Origin of the sequence: Halalkalibacter urbisdiaboli (assembly GCF_002156385.1) — a bacterium.
Classification (GTDB): Bacteria; Bacillota; Bacilli; order Bacillales; family Bacillaceae_D; genus Halalkalibacter_A; species Halalkalibacter_A urbisdiaboli.
On the sequence record NZ_MVJM01000002.1, the window covers coordinates 1,236,553 to 1,261,171 of the forward strand.

A 24,619-nucleotide genomic window follows, 5' to 3' on the forward strand; every position below is an offset into this window, starting at 1 on the left:
TGCTCCTCTCTCGTTATTTATCTAACTTAAGCTTTGATAGAGCGTCGGCGAGGGCTGAGTTTAAAAATTCGTCTTTCTTGTTTTGCTTTTTTATGTAATTGGCAACTTCACGCTTTGAGACGTTTTTGTTTTTATTTTGCTTTCTTCGTTCATTAAAAACGGAAAGCTTCTCACGATGGCCGCACACACAAGCAAAGGTTTGTCCTTCTCCCTCGCCTCGGAGCTCCAGCTTTTTCTTGCATTTTGGACATCTTGCATTCGTTACCTTGGCAATATTCTTCTTATAGCCGCATTCGCGATCCTGGCAAACACGCATCTTGCCTTTTTTCCCGTTCACTTCAAGAAGAAGCTTGCCACATTCAGGACATTTACTGCCTGTCACATTATCATGCTTGAATGTTTTCGTACTGTTTTTGATTTCAGAAACAACCGATTTTGCATATTGCTTCATATCAGAAATAAATGCTTGTTTTGCTAGCTTCCCTTGAGCAATGTTTTCGAGCTTAAGCTCCCATTCCGCTGTTAAAGCGGGTGATTTCAGTTCTTCCGGCACTAAGTCTAACAGTTGCTTTCCTTTCGATGTAAGAAAGATTTCCTTCTCACGCTTTTCAATTAAAAACGCGTTAAAAAGCTTTTCGATAATATCTGCTCTCGTTGCGACTGTCCCAATTCCACCTGTTTTCCCAAGTGCTTCCGCTAGCTTCTTATCTTTATTCTCCATAAAAGCTGCTGGACGCTCCATCGCTGATAGCAGCGTTCCTTCTGTAAAGCGTGACGGTGGTGATGTTTCACCTTTCTTTACATGAACAGCCTTTACAGGGAGTGTATCACCTTTTTTCAGTTCAGGAATCGTTGATGCTGCTTCCTCCTCATCATCAGGCTGGTCCGCATAAATTTCCTTCCAGCCAAGCGTTAATACCCGGTTACCTTTAGCCGTAAATGATTCGTTGTTCACATCAGCCCAAATCGTTGTTTGCTCATACTCGTAGGCAGGGTAGAGAACCGCAAGAAAACGGAGGACAACAAGATGATACAGCTTCGCTTCCTTTTCCGAGAGCGAACGTGGCGCTGCACTTTGCTCTGTCGGAATAATCGCATGATGATCCGAGACTTTTTTATCATCAACAAAGTGAGGCCTTGCTTTAATTGGTTGATTGATAATTTTTGACACATGCTTACGATATGGCTGTACGTTACAGGCTTGCAGACGTTCCTTTAACGTTCCGACAATATCAGAGGATACATAGCGTGAATCTGTCCGCGGATACGTTAACACTTTATGCTGTTCATACAATCGCTGCATAATTGATAATGTTTCTTTCGCTGAATAACCGAAGCGTTTGTTTGCTTCTCGCTGAATTTCCGTTAGATCATACAGCTGCGGGGCCGGCGTTTTCTTTGCGGCCTTCTTAACGTCCATAATCTTAACCTGTTTCCCTTTGACCGTCGCCTCGATTTGCTTCGTTTTGTTCGAGTCAAACATACGCCGCTCTTTTGACTTTGAATCTTGCCATGTTAAGGTAAGGCCTTCAACTTCAACCGTTAATTGCTCAAACGATTGCGGTCGGAAAGAACGGATTTCTTGTTCACGTTTCGCAATCATCGCCAGTGTTGGCGTTTGAACACGTCCACACGATAGCTGAGCATTATATTTTGTCGTTAACGCTCGGGTGCCATTAATCCCGACATACCAATCTGCTTCTGAACGGGCAACAGCAGAATCATACAAATGCTCATACTGAGTGCCGTCTTTTAGCTTACGAAACCCATCTTGAATTGCCTTATCGGTAACAGAGGAAATCCACAGACGCTTAAGTGGCTTCTTTACATGAGCCTTTGCTAAAATCCACCTTGCGACAAGCTCACCTTCACGACCTGCATCAGTGGCGATTACAATTTCACTAACGTCTTGACGCTGTAGCTGCGCCTTTACCGCATGAAACTGCTTACTCGTCTTTTTAATGACCACTAAGTTTAATTTATTCGGAAGCATAGGTAAATCCTCAAGCTTCCACGTTTTATATGTATCTCCATAACTTTCCGGCTCGGCTAAGGTCACTAAATGACCAAGTGCCCAAGTAACAATATATTGATCTCCTTCCAAAAAGCCATTTCCCTTTTTATTACAATGAAGCACCCTCGCAATATCACGTGCAACAGAGGGTTTTTCCGCCAACACAACTGTTTTTTTCATCAAAACATCCTTTCATGATCGCTCTCTTCATCATAGCATCGTTACATCGAAAAAGATAATGATCCTCTTACGTAATCAGCTTCAAGCCAACGGTTGCACTTAAAATCACTACGATAAAAAAGATCCGCCAGCGGTCTTTTGATTCACCATAAAAAACCATGCCTACAACCGCACCACCTGTGGCCCCTATTCCTGTCCAAACGGCATAAGCAACCCCCATTGGTATGACATTCATAGCTAACGATAGAAAATAAAAGCTAAGAATAAACGCCCCAGCCAGCATGACAATGACAGACCATTTTTTCGTATGATGCCATTGATTCATTAACGTAACCCCTAGCATTTCTAGTAATCCCGCGATAATTAAAAATATCCACTCCATTATGCGTCCCTCTCTGTTACCATTTTAAGTCCTATAACACCAACTAATAATAAAGAAATGAGTGCTATAACGGACCAGCGAAATGGCTGTGAAAAGACAACGATATCTACAATGACTGTCCCAGCCGTCCCTAGTCCTGCAAACACAGCATAAACCGTTCCTACCGGCAACCGTTCACCGGAACGAATTAATAAAATAAAACTTAAGATAATCGCAGCACCTGTTAGCGTCCATTCAATGAAACTACTAGCATGCTTTAAGCCAACAACCCAGCCAACCTCAAAACAAGCTGCAAACATGACCAATAACCAGTCTTTTCTCATCTTACCTCCCTCCTAGCTCTCATAGCATTTTCTTCAATTATATTTCAAATCGCACAAAAAAACCCGGAGGACCGCTTAACAGTCTCCAAGGCTTTTTCCTTTACCCGCATACGATTACTTGCTTTTTTTCACAAACACAACCTTTAAGTAATCACCAGCCTGATATTCTTTCATTGTTTGAAAGTCATCAGGAAGAGAAAAGGTCTCTAGGATATCGAAACGGTTTCCAGTTTCACGGAAAGCCGCTTCAATAAACCCTAGAAACTTCTTCATTCCGAACGTACTACAATTTGTTGAAGCAACGATGACACCTTCATCTTCCGTAATTGCAATTGTCTCTTTTATCAAATTCGTGTAATCCTTTTCCGCACGAAATGTATGTTTTTTTGAACGGGCAAAGCTTGGGGGATCTAGTATCACTAGGTCAAAGGACAAACCCTTTTTTTGGGCATAGTTGAAATAACGGAACACGTCCATAACGACTATATCCTGTGATTCATAATCAATCCCATTTACACTAAACTGCTCAATCGTTTTCGCTAAGCTTCGGTTTGCTAAATCTACACTCGTCGTTTTAGTTGCTCCTCCTAACGCAGCAGCCACCGAAAAAGCCCCTGTATAAGAAAATGTATTTAATACCTTCTTTCCGTTCGCATAATCATCACGGATTCGTTTTCGAACCTCACGCTGATCTAAAAACACACCAACCATTGGACCATCATTTAAGTAGACTGCAAACGTAATCCCGTTTTCCTTTACGAGCAGCGGGAATGTACCACGTTCACCGATCACAAAATCATCGTCATCAATGTACTTTCCTTTTTGGTCAAAGCGTTTTTTCTCGTATATTCCCTTAAACGGAACGGTTCCAAACGCCTCAATGACCCATTCTCGAAAGGCAAAAATCCCTTCGCTATACCATGTCATGACATAAAAGCCATCGTAGTAGTCAATAGTTAATCCGCCAATGCCGTCCCCTTCTCCATTAAAAACACGAAAGGCTGTTGTTTCAGGATCTTCAAATAGGCTCGACCTTTTTTCTAATGCCAGCTGAATCCGATTTAGAAAAAAGGTCTTATCAATAGGTTCGTGTTCATAATTGGAAAGAATCCAACCAATGCCCTTATTTTGTTTGCCAACATAGCCTTTTCCGATAAACTGCTGCTGCTGGTCCTCTAAACGGATCAAACTACCTTCCTCTTTTACAAGTTCCATGTTGGTGATTGCGTCTTTTTCAATTAACGGAAAGCCTTTTTTAAACTTTTGGATGTATGGTTTCTTTACGGTCAATCGAATTTCTTTTCTCATCATGTCATCCTAACATTTCATTTTTCTTTCTTTTACGATTATAACATTTTTGTCTTATTTTTTTAGTAACCTTGATAGATTAGGTTTTTGTCCCAAATAAGTCTGCTTGCTGCTGCTTTTCTAAAGAGCATATTAAACATGGTCGTATTGACGGCAAATCCTTAGATTCATTATTACTAAAATCCGAGAAGTTATACAATCTTCATAAAGACAATTGATGGAACAAACGTCGAAAAAAAGCTCATAGATTACTATATTGTATTTCAAACATTCTTATATATGAGCTTACAAAATTAGAGATGGCCCAAAGGTCAAACCTTTGAACCATCTTAACTGTTGCTGCTAGTTACTGCTTGTCTGCTATCATGATACCCTTTGGGCGATAATGGAGCTTCATATTTGTGATAACTTCCGAGGCTCCTGTTTCAATTCCCACCTGTTGTGTTCTTTTGATTAATTCCAATACGTCATCTATTTCACCTTCAACCACTGTTTCCATCGGACCGACTTCGTAATTTAATCCCGATTGCTTTACGATATCAATGATTTTTGGAATGACTCCATTCGTGTCCATATCTTTCCCATTCGGTAATACTTGAAAGCCTGCTGTTACGGTAGCCATGTATATCACCCTTTCAATGTATTCTACTGTTCTCTTACCCGTTCATATTAGGTTAAAACACTCTTTTACTAGATTCATAAAATCTCCACTTCAGATAAAGCTTGTTCTTGCTATAATAATGATAGAATGATTTTATGAAGGAGTGGAGTAGATGACATCATTAATTCGGCAATTCCGGATGATTGGATATTTAGAGGGGATATCTTTTTTACTTCTGTTAGGAATTGCGATGCCGTTAAAGTATATGTTTGATATGCCTATGGCTGTTTCAGTAATAGGTATGTTGCATGGTGTTTTGTTTGTTCTGTATGTTGCGTTTGTTGTTCTGCTTATGTTTAAACTTCGTTGGTCGCTTTCAAAAGGGTTTTTGGCAGTGATTGCCTCTGTTCTACCGTTTGGTCCCTTTGTATTTGATGCAAAACTGTTACGTGAAAAGCAGGCATAGGTAAAAGGAGCTAATCCCATTAAGGGACTAGCTCCTTTTTAGATTATAAAACATATTCAGATAAAACCGTTTGTAATTCATAAATATCTAGCTTCTTGTTAAATTGCTTTTGTAATGGTTGCGCACTACCAGAAATCCAAATTTTCAACTCTGCATCTAAATCGAAATTCCCAGCGGTCTCAACACTAAAGTGCGTAATGCTTTGATAAGGAATGGAGTGATACTCCACCTTTTTCCCTGTCATACCTTGCTTATCGACAAGAATCAGGCGCTTGTTTGTGAATAAAAACATATCACGAATGACAACATAGCCTTTTTCAATTCTTTCACTTGAAGTGAGTAAGTTTTGAAATTCAGTTTGCGCTTGGTTTACATCGACCTCGGATGCATTTCCCATTAATCCATCAAAAAAACCCATTATTCCACCTCCAAAATGTAATAACATCTTTAGAAAATTTTACCTCTTAAAAAGGAGTAGGTCTAGGCTTTGAATAGAAATCTTTTTCCTTTCATTTGTAAAAATCTGCTGTTAAAATAAATGAAAGGCACTTACCAGGGTGGGGATTATGAAAAAATTTGTTTCAGCTTCGGAGAAAGGTCAGTTTATTAAATGGTTCCTAGACCAGCATCGTTTGAAACATAAGGAAGCCCGCATGCTCCTTGAATATATTCTAAAAAGGCATCATTTGCTTGAGAATATTTCCTTTACAGAGAAAATCCAAATTAAAGAAAAGACGATTGTCATTTCTAGTATTAACTCCGATGAGCCTGGTTTTGTCTACTATTACAACCAGCGTAAAACAGAGGATGTATCTAAGGCTCTAGGTGATTTAATGGCAAACCCTACTGATAAAGTGTATCTTGTGTTTAACTTTTTTGGAAAGGTTCATAATCAACGCTATGCCCAACTAATTGAAACTCCGATTGAAGATAAATTTAAACGATACAAGCAATTTCAAAAGTACTCTTCAGAAGCAGATATTATTATTGAAATGATTTCCGTTCGTAAGCAAATCGATGATGCACTCGATCAACGTAATGAACACCTATTTAAAGAATTAGTTATACGGATGAAAGAACTTGAGCAGGAGCAAGCTAGGTTCCAAAAGCAAAATGAGGCATAATCCGGTTGTCTATTTACGCCTGAAAATTATTATCTATAACATGTTAGGTTTCTATTCAATCTTAAAAACGAGGCTGTGCCAAAAGTTTAAAAAACAACCCTTTGCACAGCCTCGTTTTGTTTTACTGTAACGTTTTAAAATATTCTTGAATGTACGGATAGCTATTTTTTAACCTTTCAACGTAGCTCGGCTGCTCCCACTTACTCCATAAATACGGTTCAGGTTCGGTAAACTGTTGACCACCTGGAAATAAGTCGAGAACCTCGTTTTGCCCCGAAACCAACACAGCCGATAAACGAATTCCGTCTGTCGTTGTGGTTTGTAATAAATCGCGCTCGCCACTTTCAACTGCACGTGGGTCATCTAACACTTGATGAGAGGAAGGATCCGTTACATTTAGTCGTCCCCAAGGTAAACGAAGGTGCAGCTCGTTGCCATCTACATAAAAATGATGGTTCGTCCCCTCAAAGCCCCCGTAATGCAATATACTTCCATTTTCCTCGTATTGCTCATAAGTTGTTCCATCCTTACGCATACCGGCTTTGTTAATAATTTGCTTCATCTCCACAAAATCACCCACACTACTACGCTTAGAGGAATACGTATGATCACCGATGTTATAACTTGGAGCAGCTAATAAACGTGCCTCTCAAGTTTTCTGTCATTTAAAACATCCTATATATTCCAATGTTAACAATAATCTAACAATTAACTTTTTTTATTCCTACAATTTTTTGAATCAGTATGAAAGGCATAACCCCACAAAAGTGTGAGGTTATGCCTTACTAGGAGACTTTTTATTGTCTTCCTCGAAAAGGTTTTCTATTGTAGTAGTACTTATTTTAATTATTGCCTTTCTGATACTGCTTCATTTTATCACTAACAAACTCGACATCGGTTCCGATAATGACTTGGATATCTGTCTTATTTATTTTCATGACTCCTTTTGCTCCATTTTTCTTAAGCGCACTTTCATCTACCTTACCCATGTCTGCAACTTGTAATCTTAATCGCGTTGCGCAATTGTCAATCGATTTTACATTTGATTTTCCACCTAGCGCCTCCATAAACGTAGCCGCCATAAAACTATAGCGATCTCCAGAGGTTTCAGGATTGGTAGACTCTTCTTCCTCATCATCCTCACGTCCAGGTGTTTTTAAATTCATTGCACGAATGACTACGTAAAAGATCACGAAATATACAGCTCCATAAGCTAAGCCAATGACTAATAAAAATAACGGTTTTTGAGCAATCCCAAAGTTCAACATATAATCAATAAATCCTGCTGAAAACCCAAAACCATGTCTTATTTCAAGCACATAAGTTAAAGACATCGATACCCCTGTTAATATCGCATGAATACCGTATAAAATTGGAGATAAGAACATAAACGAAAATTCGATCGGCTCCGTAATCCCAGTTAAAAATGATGTAATAGCTAAACCGAGAAACATACCCGTTACTTGTTTTTTCTTTTCTTTTTTAGCTGTCATGATCATTGCCAAACAAGCAGCCGGAAGACCGAACATCATAACTGGAAAGAAACCTGTCATAAAAATACCAGCAGTCGGATCACCTGCAAAGAAACGATTCAAATCTCCAGTAGCTCCGTTGTATTCACCAAATACGAACCAAACTAAACTATTCAAAACATGATGCAAACCAATTGGAATCAACAGTCGGTTTAAGAAACCAAATACACCAGCTCCAACTGCACCTGCTTCAATAATCCACTGTCCAAGGCCATTAATCAGATCTTGAATCGGAGGCCAAACAACTCCAAATACACCAGCTAATACAACCATCGTTGCAGCTGTGATAATAGGAACAAAGCGTCTTCCTGCAAAGAAGCCAAGCCATTGTGGAAGGCGAATATTATGAAAGCGGTTATATAAAAGTCCAGCAATAATCCCACTTACTATCCCACCTAGTACTGCCATGTTAATATTTTCATTTATTGCCTGTGTTCCATTGACAAGCACAAAATATCCAATTGCACCAGCTAAAGCCGCAGTTCCATTATTATCATGAGCAAACCCAATCGCAACTCCAATCGCAAAAATTAGAGCTAAATGGTCAAAAATTGCCGCCCCAGCTCCTGCCATAAAAGGAATATTTAATAAATCTTCTTGACCCAGTCGCAATAGAAGTGCGGCTGCCGGAAGAACAGCGATTGGAAGCATTAATGACTTACCGATTTTTTGAAGAAAGCTAAGCATGTACTTCATCTCCTTAGTAAAAAGTAATCGTTAAATTCTGAATCTATCTTATCACTACTTAAGTATAGTTGTCTATACCTATTTTCGGGTGGTAATTAGTATAAATTCAAATAATTATAGTATTATACATATTAAATCATTTTATTAATTTAAATTGGTATAGACAACCATCGAAGTCCGAGTTAAAATAATTGCAAAGGTATTTAAGAATTAATCAGGGGGAGATTATGAATAAAAACAAGTCTTTATTGATTACGAACATAGCAGTTTATCATGAAGATGGCATTTTCGAACAAGGATTTATCAAAATAAAAGATGGAAAAATTATCAATATCGGTCCTGTGACGGACACCGCTGATCAAGAAGCAGATGAAGTCATTTCTTTAACACCTGATTTCTCGCTCGTTCCTGGGTTCATTGACATTCATATTCACGGAGTGAAAGGCGCAGATACGATGGACGGAACACAATCAGCTCTGTCGACTATGGCTTGTTCTCTCCCTAGCGAAGGAACAACAAGCTTCTTAGCAACGACGATTACACAAGCAAGCGATCAAATCGAAGCAGCGCTATCAAACGCTGCCACTTATTCATCTACTATTAAAAAGGAGCCTGCCGCTGAAATGCTCGGCATTCATCTAGAAGGTCCTTTCATATCGCCAGAAAGAGCAGGTGCCCAGCCTCTTTCATTTATTCAAGAGCCAGATTTATCTCTTTTTGAGAGATGGCAACAGCTCTCAGGTGGATTAATCAAACTAGTGACGATGGCTCCAGAAAGAGAAAATGGCTTGGAACTACTTCGTTATCTAAAAGAATCAGGAGTTATTGCCTCAATTGGTCATTCCGATGCATCTTATAACGAAATCCAAAAAGCTATCTCAAAAGGCCTTAGCCATGTTACTCATTTATACAATGGAATGCGTGGATTTCACCATCGCGAACCTGGAGTCGCTGGTGCAGCACTTGCACATCATGAGCTCAAGGTGGAAATGATTGTCGATGGAATTCATATTCATCCAGCTATCGTTAAGAGCACTTATCGCACAAAAGGCGCAAGTGAAATCATTTTGATCACTGATGCTATGCGCGCAAAAGGGCTTAAAGATGGAACTTATGATCTTGGTGGACAAAAGGTACAAGTTTCCAATCAAAAAGCTCTCTTATCAGATGGAACGTTGGCCGGAAGTATTTTAACGATGAACGACGCAATTAAAAATATGATTCAATATACAGGTTGTTCACTGCAAGAGATTACCGTTATGGCATCTGAGAATCCAGCAAAGCAAATCGGGATGTGGAACCAAAAAGGGAGTATTACTGTTGGAAAAGATGCTGATCTAACAATACTAGATAAAGATCTGAATGTAGTTTTCACATTATGCAATGGCAAAATTGCTTACAAAGGAGGAAGTAACAAATGAAAGTTATTGAAGCAAAGCAATATCAAGAGTTAAGCCAATTAGCTTCTAACTATATTAGCGGTAAAATTAAGAAAAAAACAAATCTAACTCTTGGTTTAGCAACAGGCGGTACTCCGAAAAAAGCATATGAATTGTTAATAGAAGATCATAAAAACAATGGAACGTCCTACAACAGCGTAACCACCTTTAATCTAGATGAGTACATCGGACTGAATCCAGAAAATGCAAATAGTTATCATCACTATATGAACCAAGCTTTCTTTAATCATATTGATATTAACCGTAAGAACATTTTCATTCCAAACGGACTAGCTTTGAACATGGAACAAGAATGCAGAGAATATGAAGAGAAAATCAAGTCTCAGGGTGGCATCGACCTCCAGCTTCTCGGGATTGGTGCTAACGGGCACATTGGTTTCAACGAACCTGGTACACCTTTTCTCAGTACAACTCACGTCATAGAATTAGCCCCATCGACAAGAGAAGCAAATGCTCGTTTTTTTGACTCCATTCACGATGTGCCAACTCATGCCATTACAATGGGAATTGCTTCAATTATGGCTAGTAAAGAGATTTTATTACTTGTTTCAGGTGAGGATAAAAACGCTGCTTTGAAACGATTACTTAACGAGGAAGAACCTGATGAAAGCTTCCCTGCTTCCATTTTGAAAAAACATCCTCATGTTATAATAATTGCAGATAAAAAGGCACTAAAAGGTGTTGGCATTATGCATTGAAAGGAGAGAATTACACTTTGTTAATAGATAAGAATTCACCATTGCCGATATACCATCAAATAGAAGAGTATATAAAAGACCGGATTGAAAAGGGAGAGTTACAACCTGGTAATGTACTTCCTTCTGAACGTGAGTATTCTCAACTGTTTCAAGTAAGTCGTATGACCATTAGACAAGCGATAAACAAGCTTGTAAACGATGGCTATCTTTATCGCAAAAAAGGCAGCGGTACATTTGTGGCAGAAAAAAAATTTGAACAAGCTTTACAAGGGTTAACTAGCTTCACAGAAGATATGACAGCAAGAGGGTTGACCCCTAGTAGCAAGCTCCTTCATTTTGAAATCATCCCAGCCACCCCTCAGGTAGCAGCTACCTTACAAGTTGCTGAGAACACACCAGTTTATGAAATGAAACGTATTCGTTTAGCCGATGATATTCCGATGGCTCTAGAAACCTGTTATATTTCCGCTAATCTAGTAAAAGGATTAACGGAAGAGATTGTTAGTCACTCGATCTATAGGTATATCGAAGAAAAGCTTCAACTTGAAATCGGAGAAGCAACCCAAATCATCGAATCTTCTTTAGCTAACGAAACAGAAACTGAGTTATTAAAGATCAAAAGGGGTTCTCCCATTCTTTTAATTGAACGCTGTACCTTTTTAACGAATGGCAATCCTTTTGAAATTGTTCGATCATCTTACCGAGCTGACCGCTATAAATTTATTTCTCATTTAAAACGGTAAAATAGTTGTCGCCAATTATGAAACAAAATGAATATTCCGGAGGTGTGCAATGATACAAACTTATCTATCTGAGATCAAAGAGTTATGTGAAAATCTTGAAACCGTTGAAAAAAACTCTCTTCAAAAAGCGGCCCTTAAAACAGCTCAAGCAATCGTAAACGGAGGGATTGTTCACATTTTTGGGTGTGGGCACTCTCATATAATTGGAGAAGAAGTTTTTTACCGTGCCGGTGGACTTGCTCCCGTTCATCCAATTCTGATAGAAGAAGTGATGCTGCATAAAGGAGCACTTCAATCTTCCATGTTCGAACGAAGCGCAGACTTTGCCTGCACCTTTCTAGATGATCAAGATATTCGCCCAGAAGACATCTTAGTTGTTGTCTCAACTTCCGGAAGGAATCCTGTCCCCATCGATGTAGCGCTTCATGGAAAGCAACAAAGTGCCTATGTAGTGGGGATCACCTCGCTTTCATATTCCAAAAACCAAGCATCCAGGCATAAAAGCGGAAAATTTTTATATGACGCAGTAGATTTAGTTATTAACAACCACACCAAGCCAGGAGACGGTGTGATCTCAATAGATGGAACCGGAATCTCTTATGGACCAAGTTCATCTGTTATTGGATTAACCATCATCAATAGTATCATCGTAGGTGCGATTGAACGATTAATAGAGCTTGACATTGAGCCTCCTGTTTTTAAAAGTGGAAACATTGATGGGTCCGATGAGCATAATCGGAAATTAATCGAAACTTATAAAGGTCGTATTCCTTTCTTTTAAAAAAGCATCGGTATAACGATGCTTCAGACCATAGACAAAACGCCTTTGAGAAATGACTCTCAAAGGCGTTTTCGCGTATTTCCGTCTATTGTCTGTTGGTGACGCTGGAGGATGGGTGTTCCTCCAGTGCCAGTTAGCTAATTTTTTTAGGTTCATGGCAGCGAAGAAACCACTTAAAAATGTGTGGAGCCGTTGCCATCTTTTTGAAAAGCCTGCAATGAGGAGGGCACTGAAAAACCTTCTTAAGTAACTCAAAGAAGAAGTAATGGCTTCGCACGTTACTTAAAGGCCACTGAAAAAAGGGAAACCTACCCTTTTTCAGTGGCCTCTTAAAAAAGTATCATCGCTATTATATCCTCTTAATCAATGATTATTAAACCTTTACTGGTAACACAAGACTAGCCGATTGCAGCGCAGCGGTTGTCACAGCTTGTGTGCGCCAAGCATCACGGTAATCCGACTCAATCCGTGATGTATCACCAGTACGTAGTGCATAAATAAAGGCGTCATTCTCAGCAATGTACGGGTTCACCTCATCTTTTACGGTTGTTTGTGTCCCGCCTATATTGACATAGGTGGAGTCAGGCGTCCAATCTATAAAGCCTTGATCCGTATAAATGGAAAGACCTGCTCGAAATGTATGATCGGGAAGTATGCACGTGTTTGCAATCGTAGCAATCACGCCACTTTTTAGCTTTAATGTAACCGTTCCAACGTCAGCCACTGTTACATTCTCCACTTTTTCATGCATAAGCTGTTGATTATACAGCGCATACACCTCATCTACTTCCCCTACAGTAAATCGGAGTAAATCAACGATATGCGTTGTTTGTTCAATAAATTGCCCGCCCGAACCTTCTTGCCTGCGCCACCAATCAACCATCGGCATACTGCCCATCCATTGTCCGGATACTATTCCAACCTTTTGCTCTCGAATAATCTCTTTCACTTGCTTACTAGATTGTTTATAGCGAAAATGATACCCGACGGATGTGACCAATCCCTGCTTTTCCACTGCTGTAACAATTTCACTCGGGGCTACTAGGTCTGTTCCTAATGGCTTTTCTATAAAGAAAGGAACCCCTCTCTCTACTAGCTCCATTTCAATCGTTCCATGGGCCATTGGTGGCACACAAATATAAACTGCATCTAATGCTTCACCGTCTAACATATTCTTAACATCATCATAAGCTTTTGTTGCTCCTAAAGCGATGGCCAGCTTTTCTGCTTTCCAATATGTGGTACCACATATCGCTTGTACCTTCACTTCTTTCATCTTCATTAAAATTTCTGCATGCATTTTTGCAAAATTTCCGGTTCCTATTATTCCAATATTCATTGTCATCCTATTTCCCCCTTTAACAAGTATCAACTTCAAAACAATATGACATTTCCCCAATCCCGTAAGCGCTATCACGGACTATTTTATTCGATGAAAACACCGAATAACAAGGGGTAGATTTTATTCTTACATTTTGTTTTACTAGGAAAAGAAAAATTATGGAAAATTTTGTTTGGTATGATAGAATTATGGTGTAAAGGAGGCCACTGAAAAACTACTTCTTGTAACTCAAAGAAGGAGTAATGGCTCCGCACATTACTTAAAGGTCACTGAAAAAGGGAAATGCACCTTTTTCAGTGACCTCGTGTAAAGAGGGTTTTTATGGGAACACCCGCATAGGATCTGAGATTAAACTCTCCCTCATGAAACAGTAAGTGAATATAGAACAATAGAGTTAAACCGCAGAAAACTCAATGTTTATCATAAAAACAGCAGGAATTTTGATGAATGATGTAGAATTTTACAGATATCCAATCAAGGTAAACAGCTTGACCTATCTCACTCAAAATAGGAGTGTACGTACCTGATGAATCGATTACATTTTAAAAACTGGTTCCGAAAAAGAAAATCATTAAAACAAATAGATTCGGATCATGAGCAGCAAGGCCATTATAAATTTCTCCAAAACGACGCCAATACTGTGCAATCGTCGGAGGACTACCATGCTGTTATCGGTCGAATGGCCGCGTTTTTTGCTCATGAAATCCGTAATCCACTCACGTCAATTATTGGGTTTATTCAATTTATGGAGCAGGATCCATCAATCAAGTCAAACCCGCATATGGCTCATTACACGTCTATTATTAGAGAAGAAGCAACCCGAATGGAGACGTTAATTCAAGAGCTCCTCAGTCTTTCAAAATCTCATTTACATCATGATAACCTATCCATTATTGACATTAAGCACAGTATAGAAAAGGTTGTCACCATTTATTCAATGCAAACCGTAAATAAATCTATTTCATTTCGTACAGACTTACTCGACGATATTTATATAACGGGAAACCCCAGCCAATTTGAGAGACTATTAATTAATTTAGTTAAAAATGCGGTCGAGGCAATCAAAGAAATGGGTACGATTGAAATCCGCGTGACGAAGGAAAATAAGTTTGTGAATATCTCAATTATTGATAGTGGTCCTGGTTTAACGCCAGAGCAGCTTGAACAAATTTTTTATCCGTTTTACACGACAAAAGATGAAGGAACGGGATTAGGACTTCCAATTTGTAAAACCATCGTCGAAACGATGAATGGTTCCATGGATATTCAAAACCATACAAACAAAGGAGTTCATGTGAAATTAAAAATTCCACAAAATCAGCACACTTCTTACAAAGGGTAAGAAATGAGTGATATAGGAGTTATAGAATGAACTATGTACTAACATTTATTGTATCCACGTTTGAATGGATAGCCTTATTATCGTTTCCGGTTATTTTATTAGGATATTATTATCGTCATTACGTTAAACCAATTTTGATTTTGGCGATGACGATGAGCATTCTCTCAATGATTTTACGCTTATTCCCAATCGACGTTTTTATCGTTCTTGCCATTCAAATTATTATCTTTGTATTTTTCGTTAAACGGCTATTTTCATTTCAACTTATTGAATCTCTTGTTGTCGTTACGATAGGGTATGGCTTTTATATTTTAATACAGCTATTATTCATTGAGCTAATTATTTCAACATCAACAATTAATTATATTGATATTTTATTTTCTTTAAGCTTTACTCCACAAATGTTAACTATTATTTTTATGACAATGACCTGTTTAGTTATACATTACTTTAAATACAATCTTGTTGAATTAAGACGTCATGTACAATCAAAGACCATGACAACGAAAACGAAGAATATCATTTACACTAGTGCGGTACTTACACTTATTTTTATTTGCCTTGCTGTTTTTGCCATGCTTGAGAGTGACTTTAGTCATAAACATGTATTGGTCCTGCTTTGCATTATCGTATTATTTTCAATTTTATCGGTCTATTACATCTTACATACTCAATTTCAGATGAAGAGTTTAATTGAGGCAAAGCAGTTTTACTTAGATCAGGAACAACAGACGACCATGATATTGGAACATGTGAAAAAGAATTATGCTCGACACTTTCATGCTATTATGAAACTATCAGAACGACAATCACTGCCATTAATTACGGATTATATTGATTTTCACAAATTAAATGCTAATCCAAATACGTTTTCTAGTCCTATGCCTATTCCATCAACTATTAAAGAAAACGATGAACTCCTCTATGCGTTTTTAATTAACAAACGCAAGGTCGCTGGTTTAGTTGGCGTAACTATTCATGTCTCAGCAACATTTGACTTTAGTGTTCCTACATCATTGCAACAAATTAGACTGTTAAGTATGATTTTTGATGACATATTTCTATTACTTTACCAGGCGCCTTTAACGGAGCGTAAAGAGCTTTTTTTTGAAGTATACAAATCAGATTCTGAAATCCGTTTTGATATTTCTAGTAACTTTACAATTTCGGGCGAACAGACGTCTCTAAAGCTGTTTGACGCACTATTAAAATTTAAACAGCAGGATGCTCTTGTTTATTCAGAATTGAATCCATTAAAGCTAACCATTACATGTCCGATGCAATAAAAATGGGCATTGAAAAAGGGATACCCACCCTTTTTCAATGCCCTTCTATGGTAGGAGTCGAATTGGCTCCCCTGATTTTTTGTAAATATCTGTAACTAACTGAGTCGCAACCATGGCTGCGCTACCGTCAACAAAAGGCGGGTTTTTAAAGTGAATCGAACGAATAAAATCTATGACTAGCTTTTCAAATAGTCTTTCGTTTGTAGAGAGTGTTTCATCAAATGCTGGACATTCCATCCCCTCAACATCAAACGTCGTTATTCCTTGATAATTTGCTGCAATTGTTCCTTTCGTTCCAGATATTTCAATCCCTTCATTATTCAAACCGATGCTTGCGGTTGAAGCTTCAATCATTCCAACAGCACCATTTCTATATTGAATAATTGCATAGCCGTGATCCTCTGTTTCAATCTCGTGATAAACCTGGAATCTCTTTGCCTCTAGTACTTCTAAGTAACCTCCACAAAGCCATTGAGCTAGATCAACAATATGGCTCCCCTGTTGGATAAACGGGCCTCCACCATCTAACTCTGTTGTTCCGTGCCAAGACTGATAATACTGTTTATCACGAAAATGTTTTATCGTTACGTCAACAACCATGATTCGTCCAAGCTTACCTGCCTCGATTAAGTCCTTGATATATAATAAGTGGGTTATAAAACGGCGCATATAAGAAACGGCTAAAATGACTCCATTCTGTTTACAGAGGTTCACCATCTCCAATTGCCTTTCCGGGGAAATATGTAACGGCTTCTCACATAGACAATGCAGACCTAACTTTGCGGCCGTTAGAACACCTTCATCATGTTTCGCATTTGGTGTACAAATAACAGCAGCTGTTGCTCCCGACTGCTTCGCTACCTGTTCTATCTTTGTTCCAAACACGTCAATTTGTTGTTCTTTTGCATATGCCTTTACCCTCTGCTCATCTCTACCAACAACCCCGACAATTTCTGCTTCAGTCGTTGTCGAAAAAGCCTTTACATATGCTTTGCTAATGCCACCATGCCCAATTAGAATAACCCTTTGCTTCTCCATTTTGTCCATCCCCGTTTCATTGTTATTCATTAAGCAAGAACTTCAACGTCAATGGTCGCATGATCTTCAATAACCACTGCTTTCTCCTCAAGTGGTGCTTTCGTAAACAATGTAACATCGGCTGTTTTCTCTCCAGCCGTTTTAACAAAGTATTCGATATTACGTACATTTTGAATGTCATTCAATTTCAGGTTCCTACAATTATAAATATCAACAAGTGGACCCTCCTCTACGTTAAGGGAAACCGAATCAAGTTTAATCTGTTTACATTCAGATAGACTAATGCCTCTTGTTGATTGAAGCGCTACATTTTTGAATACTAGACCTTCGAGTGGCATTTCCGGTAACCCTTTCACAACTAAGCCATCAGCAGCACCGATGCATTGCACATCTTGAATAGACATATTACGGAAAATAGGCGTTCTTTCTGATACAGGCTCCTCAACCATTGCCCGTTCTTCCTCTTTTGACAACACATAAAACATTTGGAAGACGATTGCTTCTTTTGCAATGTTCACCATTCGAATATTCCTAATCGTCACATTTTCCACAATTCCGCCGCGCCCTCGTGCACTTTTAAAACGAAGTCCTGTATCAGTTCCTATGAAGCTACAATCATTTACATGAATGTTTCGTACTCCTCCTGACATTTCACTCCCGATGACAAAACCACCATGGCCACTGTAAACCTGACACCCATTAATCACAACATCTTCACATCGTTTGCCCAATTTACGACCGGCTTCATCTTTCCCTGACTTAATGCAAATCGCATCATCACCAACATCAAAGATACAGTTTTCTATCAACGCATAGCGACATGACTCCAAGTCTAAGCCATCTCCATTTTGGGAATACCAAGGGTTTTTGACTTGAACATTTTGAATTGTCACATGCTCACAGACCCATGGATGAAGACACCACGCTGGGGAGTTCTTGAATGTTGGACCATCTAATAAAACTCGCTTCGAATGGCGGATGCTTAGTAAATTTGGACGGAGAAAATCACGAATCGATTCAAACTCTTTACTTTCTTTAGAGCCCGTTTTACGTAATTCTTGATATCTCTCGTTCCCTTTCATCGCTTGCTCGGTCGGCCACCAGATCTCCGTTTCTGCAGTCTTTTCGACAACACCACCCGATTTTAGTAGCTTTTTCCACTTTGAATCCGTCATTTTAAATCGTTTCACTGGTCTCCAGGCATCACCTGAGCCATCAAATATACCACTCCCTGTAATCGCAACGTCCTGCAAGCCTTCACCATCAATTGGAGATTGGCAGCGAACAATTTCTTCACCTTCAAAGCTGGATGCGATAAGCGGATAGTCATCAAATTGGCGACTAAACACAACAATTGCACCTGCTTCCACATGTAAATTTAGTTTGCTCTTTAAGCGAATCGGTCCAGTGTACCAAATGCCAGGTGGAATAATGACCTTTCCTCCACCTGCTTTTGAACATGCATCAATTACCTGTCTAAATGCTTCTGTATTATCATGGACTCCATCACCGACAGCCGCAAAATCGGTTAATAGAAATGTTTGTTCTGGAATATTTGGCTGTAAAATCGTTATATGTTCTTGCATGGCTTGAGTAAACGTCACAAAAACCCCCCCTTAGTAAAATACGCAAAAAATAATAGCGCTTTCATCTGATTATACGGGAGAGCTACCATAACATTAATAATCATTTCATAAGGAATCTCATTTTCCGCCTCTCTGAAAAATTAACTTTGACAGTCAGCACCTTTCTACGACCGTTTAAATTTAACACCGAAAAGAGGGTGTCCAAAAAGGATCAAAAACAGTCCTTTTTGCGACACCCTTTAGATTAACGACGATTATTCTTCATGGCGTACATACGCTCATCTGCCTTTTTAATAAGACTTTCTTCATCTAAACCATCTTTAGGAAAACAACTAATTCCTAGACTTAGCGATAACTTCAAATGGATTGTTTGTTGAAAGGTAATCGGGGTTTCAATCCCTTTTTCAATCCATGCTTTTACGTTACTTGTTTTCTCTACATGATCGAGTAGAAGCATAAACTCATCCCCACCTTGGCGACTAACTATCCCCGACTGGCCAACCGCATCCGATAAAAGCTTAGCAATAAATTGAAGAACCTGATCACCTACTGGATGACCATATAGGTCGTTAATTTCTTTAAATTTATCTAAGTCAATCATAAAGAGAGAAAAGGATTCACCCTGCCGTATTCGTTTAATAAAATTCTGCTGAAAGCTTGTACGATTATGAAGACCTGTTAATGGATCATGATACGCTAAGTAGTTCAGTTGTTGTTCAGTCTTCTTCATTTTTGTTATGTCCCGAAGCATTAAAAATTGAACCACTTCATCATCGATTAAAGCGAAATCAGAATCTAGCATCAGTGTTCGTACCCTGCCTGCTTTATCTAAAAGTTCATACTCGACATTTTGAAGTGGCTTCTGTTTTCCAAAGATGTGCTTATATTTCATTAATTCAGCTTCCTTGCTATTAACCCTCATTAAGTCAAAAATGACTTTACCTTGTAATTGTGACGTCGGTATTTGTAGGTAATTCGATACAATCGGATTTGCATCACGAATGACAGCTTGTTTATCTAGAACGATAATTCCAATCGGCGCTCGTTCAAATAACACTTTATACTGCTTATCAAGGGATGGAAGAAAATCATATTTTCTCATACTAATATATATCGCAATCGACCAAAAAATTGTTCCATGAGGGGTAAAATAGGTAAAGTAGTTCAGTTGACTTTTAACAAAAAATTGCCCAAACACCATCACAATCGTCCAAACGATAAATAAGACCATCCCTATTAGCCAGATTTTCGCAACTTGGTGATTCGTTCTCAATTTCTTTATTAATAACGTAGCAATAATCGTCAAATAGCTTACTTCTACGACCCAATAGAAGAAGAGACCAATTCCAGGAGAAAAAGAAATCCTGTCTCCTATGATAAAGTCCCTAAACATCCAGCCATCAATCGGTTGAGTTAAAAGCAATGCAATCGATGGCAAAAATAACAGTTTATAACCAAATGAATATTTCGTTTCATACACACGATCGTTTAAAAGCCATAAATTAAAAGTAAGCATCGTTACAATAATAACGGCAGGAAAATTCCAATATAGAAGAATCGCCTTAACTTGCTCGGGTGAAACTATTAACATGTAGAACGAACCTAAAAACCAACACGCAAGAAAAACATACGATACTGAGGCCGTGATATGTTTGGCACTTCGATAATTATTACGAAGCGTAATTGTTGCTAAATAAACATAAAAATAGGAAGGCAATAAATAAACGAGTGCTCCTAAATAAATATTCATGGAAGTTTGCCCCCTGGTCATAGTTCGTTATTCCTATTTTACAACTGTTACTACTATTTTGGATACATTTTTTTATCACGATCTTTTTGAAACAAACCGATTCTCCTCTATCCAGAAACGCCAAGGATACTCTTTCGCTTCACCACTGTTTTCTATCCCAATTCTTCTCCCTGTTTGAATCGCAGTTGGCTGTATCCCCTCCGCAAAATAAAGCAATTTTGAGTCACACGTTAAACCATAATCAGCCTTATCGATACCAAGTGCCTTTGTTAATTTACCCGGGCCATTTGTCAAATCTTCAAGACGCTTCGCCTTTGGACGCCTTTGCTGCATTAACTCTATTCCAATATAGGGTTCAAGGGCTCGGATTAATACCGCCTCTGGAGCATGAAGGCTGCCGCTTACGACATTCACAAGATGGTGGGTATGCATTGTATACACGTAAAAATGGCCTGGAGGCCCGAACATGATCTCTGTTCTTTTCGTGCGACGATTGCCATAGCTGTGTGCAGCTTTATCGTCAGGTCCAATATACGCTTCTGTTTCAACGATATAGCCAGCCGCGATTCCTTCGGTTGTTTCTTTCACTAAAAGCTTCCCTAATAACTCTTGCGCCAATGTCAGCGTAGGCTGTTCGTAAAAGGCTTGGTTAAGAGGAATGATACTCATCATTTCACCTCATTTAAAATATAGGGATGTCCTAAAGGCTCTACTCTTAACCTTTTAGGACATCCCCGATCGAGATTATTTATCTTTTTCTTTAGGAATTAATTCAAAGATTTTATTTGATTCAATGCTATCAACGAGACGATTTAACCAATCGTAGTACTGCAATGCATACTCCAGTTTTTTCTTATCTTCCTCTGCCACGGCTTTTAATTCGGAAGAGACCTGCTCATTCTCAATCATCTCATCAATTTCAGCTAATGATTTCTGAATGGCATTCATATTTGCTGATATTGCCATTCTCCATTTAACAGAAAATAAGTCAGAGAATGTTTCATACCAATCATCCAAGGATTGATACCAATCCTTTCTTGTTCCCTTTTTCCATACCTTTTCGACCATTTTCAACTCTTGAAGCTGTCTAACGGACGTACTCATGCTTGTTTTACTCATTCCAAGCTGATCCTTCATACAGTCAAGTGTCATTGGTTCTTCACTAAAATACAACAGTCCATATAATCGTCCAACTGACGGTGTAATTCCGTATAAATTCATATTTTGAGCCATTGAATCAATGACACGGTTTCTAGCTTGCTCTAATTTATCCTTTTCAGACATCCCCATCACTTCCCTGGCTTTTATGTATAGGGTATCATAACACTTTTAAAAGTAAAAATGGAAAGTAGGCAGATTTGTGCGTGTCTCGGGGCAATCCTAAAAATACAAGTAGACTATCAAAATTGTTGGAATTGATCGTGGTGCTGACTTAATGTAGCTTACGATTATCAAGTGCGACCGGTATATGGTCTTGAAGATAACTGGCGTGGTCTTGTTGTACCAGCTTATATGGATATTGATTCAATTGAAAGTTCACAGGATTAACGTTTAAGGGTAACTAACTAATAACAGGTCAGGTTGATATGGTAGCTTCGAAGTCGAACAATTATATTAGCTACGGGGGTGTCTAAAAAGTTAAGAATGAACCTTTTGGACACCCCCTTTATAATTATCGTCTTCGCTGTCATAGATTTTGAGACAAACGAATCATGTCCCTACACTGAATACCATTCTCGAAAATTTCTTCTGGATAGTGCTTAATGAAAAAGTCTATATCAACACCAATCATTCTAAATCCACATTTTTGATAAAGAGCAAGCTGTCCTATGCTGGAATTTCCAGTCCCAACTTCAATTGTTTTGTACCCTTTTGTTTTGGCTGTTTCAATTGCATCCCTTACTAAAAGTTTCCCTATGCCTCTACCATGCTGTTCTTCTGCAACTGCAATGTTCACTAACTCCACAGTTTCAGGTCTTGTCGGGAGCAGTACATAGACACCAATAACTTTGGAATCACTTTCAGCTATAAAGCATTCCCCCCTTTTTACATAATCATCGACAATGTGTCGAGATGGGTCTGCTAATAACAGTAAATACATTGGCGGTGTTTCCCCAATTTTTAGTTTCCTAATCTTTATAGTTCCTTCCCCCTATTAAACGTAATGTCACCTTTCATCATTTCCTATCTTACTAATCTGCCACAATTGACATTAACTCTCTTGCTTTCGATCATCCTTTAAGACATGACTTTTAAGGGGGTATCTTGCTCTGATTGTATCAATCGTTTATAGACGGTCCCATTGCTTACTAACTGTTCATGATTGCCTTGTTCAACAAGTCGTCCGCGATTCAAAACAAAAATGCAATCGGCATTTCTAATTGTTGAAAGGCGATGAGCAATGATGATCGTTGTTTTCCCTTTTCGGTAGGCATCAATGTTTTCTTGAATGAGCCGTTCTGAAATTAAATCAAGGGCAGAAGTCGCTTCATCTAGAATCAAGATTTCTGGATCGCGAATCAGTGCACGTGCAATCGCGATTCGTTGTCGTTGCCCTCCTGATAAGGTAATTCCGCGTTCACCAATAAAGGTGTCATAGCCATCAGGAAGGGTAAGAATAAATTCGTGGATAAGGGCTGCTTGGCAAATGCGGTACAATTGGTCATCACTTACCTCTTCCATCCCCATGAGTATGTTATTCCTTACCGTATTCGGGTAAAGGTATGGCTCCTGAAAAACAATCGCTACGCGGTTTGACCAGTCCGAACGCTCAATAGTTTTCAATGGCTTACCGTTCACAAGAATAACCCCTTTTATCGGCTCGTAAAACCGGATTAATAACTGGGCTATGGTCGACTTTCCACCACCACTTGTGCCGACGATGGCGACTTTACGTCCAATTGGAAAATCAAGATCTAACGCTGATAAAATTGGTTCGTCCGCTTCCTCGTAAGAAAACTGAATATCCTTTACTTGCAAGGAGGTGATGGTTTCATGAAGTGGTTCCGTCCCATTTTGCCAGGTAGGAGAATCCATGACTTTTCTGACGCGGTCAAGACTTGCTAATTTTGCAGAGAATCCCATGACCATGTTAAAAAGATTTTGGAAAGAAGATACCAATTGGTTGCTAAATTGGTATAACACGACAAACACACCTATCGACATCTCCCCTCGTAATACCATCAACCCACCATAGCCTAATATGAAAAGGGTTACGCCCCATTTTATTGGCTCACTACTAATTAATTGTAGATTTAAAAGTTTTCCCTCTTGCATGACTGAATCAAAATACTTCGCGAAATACCGCTCATAAATTCGTTTCTCCCAATCCATACGATGGTACGCAATAACTTCTCTTGTCGATGAAATGCCTTCTTCCATATGGACAATCAGCTGTGAACGAGTCTCCTGAACTTGCTTTGCTTTTTCCTTAATTCTGCTTGAGAAGTACCTCCCTAATAAAACATAGATGATACAGCATCCAAGACTAAACACTAGAATAAGAGGGCTATTATACCCGACAATAAAAAATAAAATAAATGCAGCTGCGAATTGCTGGAGTCCTCTAGGGATGTCGTTTCCAATCATCCCTCCTACTGTTCCAATATCATTCACAACATAATGAACATACGAGCCTGTTCGTTCTTTTTGCAACGCTGATGCAGGGATTTGATACATGAACTTCATAAAGTTTTGTACCAAATGCTCGGTTATTGCTGCATTCGTTTTGTGAATCATATGCGGGCCGAATGTAAATAAAAACGAATAAGCCACAAACGCTATTATCATTAAAAGTAGGATATAATGGACGTTTTGATAATTTTGTGCGATTAGTACATCATCAATCAGCGTTTGTTGCAGGCCAATCGTAGCTAAAAATGCATAGGACTCTGCAATCATTAACATTGTCGCAAATACGACCATCCCTTTTACTGGGGATACATAGGTGGCTAACCATTTGATATTTTGTTTCATC

General features: G+C 38.8%; 24 protein-coding genes. 8 read left to right on the plus strand and 16 right to left on the minus strand.

Going from position 1 to position 24,619, the window contains the following annotated elements; translation table 11 throughout:
• Positions 1-13 precede the first annotated feature (13 nt).
• The 5 genes from B1R93_RS13705 to B1R93_RS13725 all read right to left on the minus strand — a co-directional run bounded on the left by B1R93_RS13705 (position 14) and on the right by B1R93_RS13725 (position 4,829).
• Positions 14-2,194, minus strand: a complete 2,181-nt coding sequence (locus B1R93_RS13705; RefSeq protein WP_088104507.1) for a DNA topoisomerase III — start codon at positions 2,192-2,194, stop codon at positions 14-16.
• A gap of 67 nt (positions 2,195-2,261) precedes the next feature.
• Complete coding sequence (locus tag B1R93_RS13710; protein ID WP_088104508.1) at positions 2,262-2,576, minus strand: DMT family transporter; 315 nt, start codon at positions 2,574-2,576, stop codon at positions 2,262-2,264.
• Positions 2,576-2,899 carry a DMT family transporter gene (locus B1R93_RS13715; RefSeq protein ID WP_088104509.1) on the minus strand — a complete coding sequence of 108 codons (324 nt, stop codon included), beginning with the start codon at positions 2,897-2,899 and terminating at the stop codon, positions 2,576-2,578. The genes B1R93_RS13710 and B1R93_RS13715 overlap by 1 nt, the downstream gene beginning before the upstream one ends.
• A 114-nt stretch (positions 2,900-3,013) precedes the next feature.
• Positions 3,014-4,207 carry a class I SAM-dependent rRNA methyltransferase gene (locus B1R93_RS13720; RefSeq protein WP_088104510.1) on the minus strand — a complete coding sequence of 398 codons (1,194 nt, stop codon included), beginning with the start codon at positions 4,205-4,207 and terminating at the stop codon, positions 3,014-3,016.
• A 346-nt stretch (positions 4,208-4,553) separates the two neighbouring features.
• Positions 4,554-4,829 carry a thiamine-binding protein gene (locus B1R93_RS13725; RefSeq protein WP_088104511.1) on the minus strand — a complete coding sequence of 92 codons (276 nt, stop codon included), beginning with the start codon at positions 4,827-4,829 and terminating at the stop codon, positions 4,554-4,556.
• A 151-nt stretch (positions 4,830-4,980) separates the two neighbouring features.
• Between B1R93_RS13725 and B1R93_RS13730 the strand changes: the two genes are divergently transcribed.
• Positions 4,981-5,274 carry a DUF3817 domain-containing protein gene (locus tag B1R93_RS13730; RefSeq protein WP_088104512.1) on the plus strand — a complete coding sequence of 98 codons (294 nt, stop codon included), beginning with the start codon at positions 4,981-4,983 and terminating at the stop codon, positions 5,272-5,274.
• Positions 5,275-5,317: 43 nt separating this feature from the next.
• On the opposite strand, the gene B1R93_RS13735 is transcribed toward B1R93_RS13730, so the two are convergent.
• Entirely contained in the window at positions 5,318-5,692 is a 375-nt protein-coding gene (locus tag B1R93_RS13735) for a PH domain-containing protein (protein WP_088104513.1), read from the minus strand.
• 148 nt (positions 5,693-5,840) lie between these two features.
• Between B1R93_RS13735 and B1R93_RS13740 the strand changes: the two genes are divergently transcribed.
• The gene (locus B1R93_RS13740; RefSeq protein WP_088104514.1) at positions 5,841-6,398 is read left to right on the plus strand and encodes a YpiB family protein; all 558 of its coding nucleotides are present in this window, start codon (positions 5,841-5,843) and stop codon (positions 6,396-6,398) included.
• A gap of 121 nt (positions 6,399-6,519) precedes the next feature.
• On the opposite strand, the gene B1R93_RS13745 is transcribed toward B1R93_RS13740, so the two are convergent.
• Positions 6,520-6,960 (minus strand): hypothetical protein, encoded by a 441-nt coding sequence (locus tag B1R93_RS13745; RefSeq protein WP_088104515.1) that lies wholly within the window; start codon positions 6,958-6,960, stop codon positions 6,520-6,522.
• A 280-nt stretch (positions 6,961-7,240) separates the two neighbouring features.
• Entirely contained in the window at positions 7,241-8,617 is a 1,377-nt protein-coding gene (nagE, locus tag B1R93_RS13750; RefSeq protein WP_088104516.1) for an N-acetylglucosamine-specific PTS transporter subunit IIBC, read from the minus strand.
• Between the two features lie 227 nt (positions 8,618-8,844).
• Here nagE and nagA point away from each other — a divergent pair, with 227 nt between their 5' ends.
• The 4 genes from nagA to B1R93_RS13770 are packed head-to-tail and all read left to right on the plus strand — an operon-like array spanning position 8,845 to position 12,299.
• Complete coding sequence (gene nagA, locus B1R93_RS13755) at positions 8,845-10,038, plus strand: N-acetylglucosamine-6-phosphate deacetylase (RefSeq protein ID WP_088104517.1); 1,194 nt, start codon at positions 8,845-8,847, stop codon at positions 10,036-10,038.
• Positions 10,035-10,775, plus strand: a complete 741-nt coding sequence (gene nagB / locus B1R93_RS13760; RefSeq protein WP_088104518.1) for a glucosamine-6-phosphate deaminase — start codon at positions 10,035-10,037, stop codon at positions 10,773-10,775. Before nagA ends, nagB begins: the two co-directional genes overlap by 4 nt.
• Positions 10,776-10,792: 17 nt before the next feature.
• On the plus strand, positions 10,793-11,518 hold the full coding sequence (locus B1R93_RS13765; RefSeq protein ID WP_088104519.1) for a GntR family transcriptional regulator: 726 nt from the start codon (positions 10,793-10,795) through the stop codon (positions 11,516-11,518).
• Between the two features lie 49 nt (positions 11,519-11,567).
• On the plus strand, positions 11,568-12,299 hold the full coding sequence (locus B1R93_RS13770) for an SIS domain-containing protein (RefSeq protein WP_088104520.1): 732 nt from the start codon (positions 11,568-11,570) through the stop codon (positions 12,297-12,299).
• Between the two features lie 373 nt (positions 12,300-12,672).
• On the opposite strand, the gene B1R93_RS13775 is transcribed toward B1R93_RS13770, so the two are convergent.
• Positions 12,673-13,644: a Gfo/Idh/MocA family protein gene (locus B1R93_RS13775; RefSeq protein WP_088104521.1), complete on the minus strand. Its 972-nt coding sequence runs from the start codon at positions 13,642-13,644 to the stop codon at positions 12,673-12,675.
• A 523-nt stretch (positions 13,645-14,167) separates the two neighbouring features.
• On the opposite strand from B1R93_RS13775, the gene B1R93_RS13780 reads away from it, so the two are divergent.
• Complete coding sequence (locus B1R93_RS13780) at positions 14,168-14,983, plus strand: two-component system sensor histidine kinase NtrB (RefSeq protein ID WP_088104522.1); 816 nt, start codon at positions 14,168-14,170, stop codon at positions 14,981-14,983.
• A 26-nt stretch (positions 14,984-15,009) separates the two neighbouring features.
• The gene (locus B1R93_RS13785; protein WP_088104523.1) at positions 15,010-16,269 is read left to right on the plus strand and encodes a hypothetical protein; all 1,260 of its coding nucleotides are present in this window, start codon (positions 15,010-15,012) and stop codon (positions 16,267-16,269) included.
• Between the two features lie 45 nt (positions 16,270-16,314).
• On the opposite strand, the gene B1R93_RS13790 is transcribed toward B1R93_RS13785, so the two are convergent.
• The 7 genes from B1R93_RS13790 to B1R93_RS13820 all read right to left on the minus strand — a co-directional run bounded on the left by B1R93_RS13790 (position 16,315) and on the right by B1R93_RS13820 (position 24,618).
• Positions 16,315-17,307 (minus strand): Gfo/Idh/MocA family protein, encoded by a 993-nt coding sequence (locus B1R93_RS13790; protein WP_088104683.1) that lies wholly within the window; start codon positions 17,305-17,307, stop codon positions 16,315-16,317.
• 29 nt (positions 17,308-17,336) lie between these two features.
• Positions 17,337-18,911, minus strand: coding sequence for a glycoside hydrolase family 28 protein (locus B1R93_RS13795; protein WP_245308280.1), 1,575 nt, complete (start codon positions 18,909-18,911; stop codon positions 17,337-17,339).
• 226 nt (positions 18,912-19,137) lie between these two features.
• On the minus strand, positions 19,138-20,643 hold the full coding sequence (locus B1R93_RS13800) for a sensor domain-containing diguanylate cyclase (protein ID WP_165763818.1): 1,506 nt from the start codon (positions 20,641-20,643) through the stop codon (positions 19,138-19,140).
• A 75-nt stretch (positions 20,644-20,718) separates the two neighbouring features.
• Positions 20,719-21,312, minus strand: a complete 594-nt coding sequence (locus tag B1R93_RS13805; protein ID WP_245308281.1) for a DNA-3-methyladenine glycosylase — start codon at positions 21,310-21,312, stop codon at positions 20,719-20,721.
• A gap of 75 nt (positions 21,313-21,387) precedes the next feature.
• Complete coding sequence (locus B1R93_RS13810) at positions 21,388-21,927, minus strand: GbsR/MarR family transcriptional regulator (RefSeq protein ID WP_088104526.1); 540 nt, start codon at positions 21,925-21,927, stop codon at positions 21,388-21,390.
• 403 nt (positions 21,928-22,330) lie between these two features.
• Positions 22,331-22,783, minus strand: coding sequence for a GNAT family N-acetyltransferase (locus tag B1R93_RS13815; RefSeq protein ID WP_088104527.1), 453 nt, complete (start codon positions 22,781-22,783; stop codon positions 22,331-22,333).
• Positions 22,784-22,881: 98 nt separating this feature from the next.
• Positions 22,882-24,618, minus strand: coding sequence for an ABC transporter ATP-binding protein (locus B1R93_RS13820; RefSeq protein WP_088104528.1), 1,737 nt, complete (start codon positions 24,616-24,618; stop codon positions 22,882-22,884).
• Between the last annotated feature and the right edge of the window lies 1 nt (position 24,619).

What these genes read in the sequence shown, in the direction of transcription:
- B1R93_RS13740 (WP_088104514.1), top strand. Translation starts at nt 5,841, where the DNA reads ATGAAAAAATTTGTTTCAGCTTCGGAGAAAGGTCAGTTTATTAAATGG.
- B1R93_RS13735 (WP_088104513.1), bottom strand. Translation starts at nt 5,692, where the DNA reads ATGGGTTTTTTTGATGGATTAATGGGAAATGCATCCGAGGTCGATGTA.
- B1R93_RS13785 (WP_088104523.1), top strand. Translation starts at nt 15,010, where the DNA reads ATGAACTATGTACTAACATTTATTGTATCCACGTTTGAATGGATAGCC.
- B1R93_RS13780 (WP_088104522.1), top strand. Translation starts at nt 14,168, where the DNA reads ATGAATCGATTACATTTTAAAAACTGGTTCCGAAAAAGAAAATCATTA.
- B1R93_RS13725 (WP_088104511.1), bottom strand. Translation starts at nt 4,829, where the DNA reads ATGGCTACCGTAACAGCAGGCTTTCAAGTATTACCGAATGGGAAAGAT.
- B1R93_RS13715 (WP_088104509.1), bottom strand. Translation starts at nt 2,899, where the DNA reads ATGAGAAAAGACTGGTTATTGGTCATGTTTGCAGCTTGTTTTGAGGTT.
- B1R93_RS13705 (WP_088104507.1), bottom strand. Translation starts at nt 2,194, where the DNA reads ATGAAAAAAACAGTTGTGTTGGCGGAAAAACCCTCTGTTGCACGTGAT.
- B1R93_RS13745 (WP_088104515.1), bottom strand. Translation starts at nt 6,960, where the DNA reads ATGAAGCAAATTATTAACAAAGCCGGTATGCGTAAGGATGGAACAACT.
- B1R93_RS13775 (WP_088104521.1), bottom strand. Translation starts at nt 13,644, where the DNA reads ATGACAATGAATATTGGAATAATAGGAACCGGAAATTTTGCAAAAATG.
- B1R93_RS13730 (WP_088104512.1), top strand. Translation starts at nt 4,981, where the DNA reads ATGACATCATTAATTCGGCAATTCCGGATGATTGGATATTTAGAGGGG.
- B1R93_RS13710 (WP_088104508.1), bottom strand. Translation starts at nt 2,576, where the DNA reads ATGGAGTGGATATTTTTAATTATCGCGGGATTACTAGAAATGCTAGGG.
- B1R93_RS13790 (WP_088104683.1), bottom strand. Translation starts at nt 17,307, where the DNA reads ATGGAGAAGCAAAGGGTTATTCTAATTGGGCATGGTGGCATTAGCAAA.
- B1R93_RS13770 (WP_088104520.1), top strand. Translation starts at nt 11,568, where the DNA reads ATGATACAAACTTATCTATCTGAGATCAAAGAGTTATGTGAAAATCTT.
- B1R93_RS13820 (WP_088104528.1), bottom strand. Translation starts at nt 24,618, where the DNA reads ATGAAACAAAATATCAAATGGTTAGCCACCTATGTATCCCCAGTAAAA.
- B1R93_RS13800 (WP_165763818.1), bottom strand. Translation starts at nt 20,643, where the DNA reads ATGAATATTTATTTAGGAGCACTCGTTTATTTATTGCCTTCCTATTTT.
- B1R93_RS13805 (WP_245308281.1), bottom strand. Translation starts at nt 21,312, where the DNA reads ATGAGTATCATTCCTCTTAACCAAGCCTTTTACGAACAGCCTACGCTG.
- nagE (WP_088104516.1), bottom strand. Translation starts at nt 8,617, where the DNA reads ATGCTTAGCTTTCTTCAAAAAATCGGTAAGTCATTAATGCTTCCAATC.
- nagB (WP_088104518.1), top strand. Translation starts at nt 10,035, where the DNA reads ATGAAAGTTATTGAAGCAAAGCAATATCAAGAGTTAAGCCAATTAGCT.
- B1R93_RS13810 (WP_088104526.1), bottom strand. Translation starts at nt 21,927, where the DNA reads ATGTCTGAAAAGGATAAATTAGAGCAAGCTAGAAACCGTGTCATTGAT.
- nagA (WP_088104517.1), top strand. Translation starts at nt 8,845, where the DNA reads ATGAATAAAAACAAGTCTTTATTGATTACGAACATAGCAGTTTATCAT.
- B1R93_RS13720 (WP_088104510.1), bottom strand. Translation starts at nt 4,207, where the DNA reads ATGAGAAAAGAAATTCGATTGACCGTAAAGAAACCATACATCCAAAAG.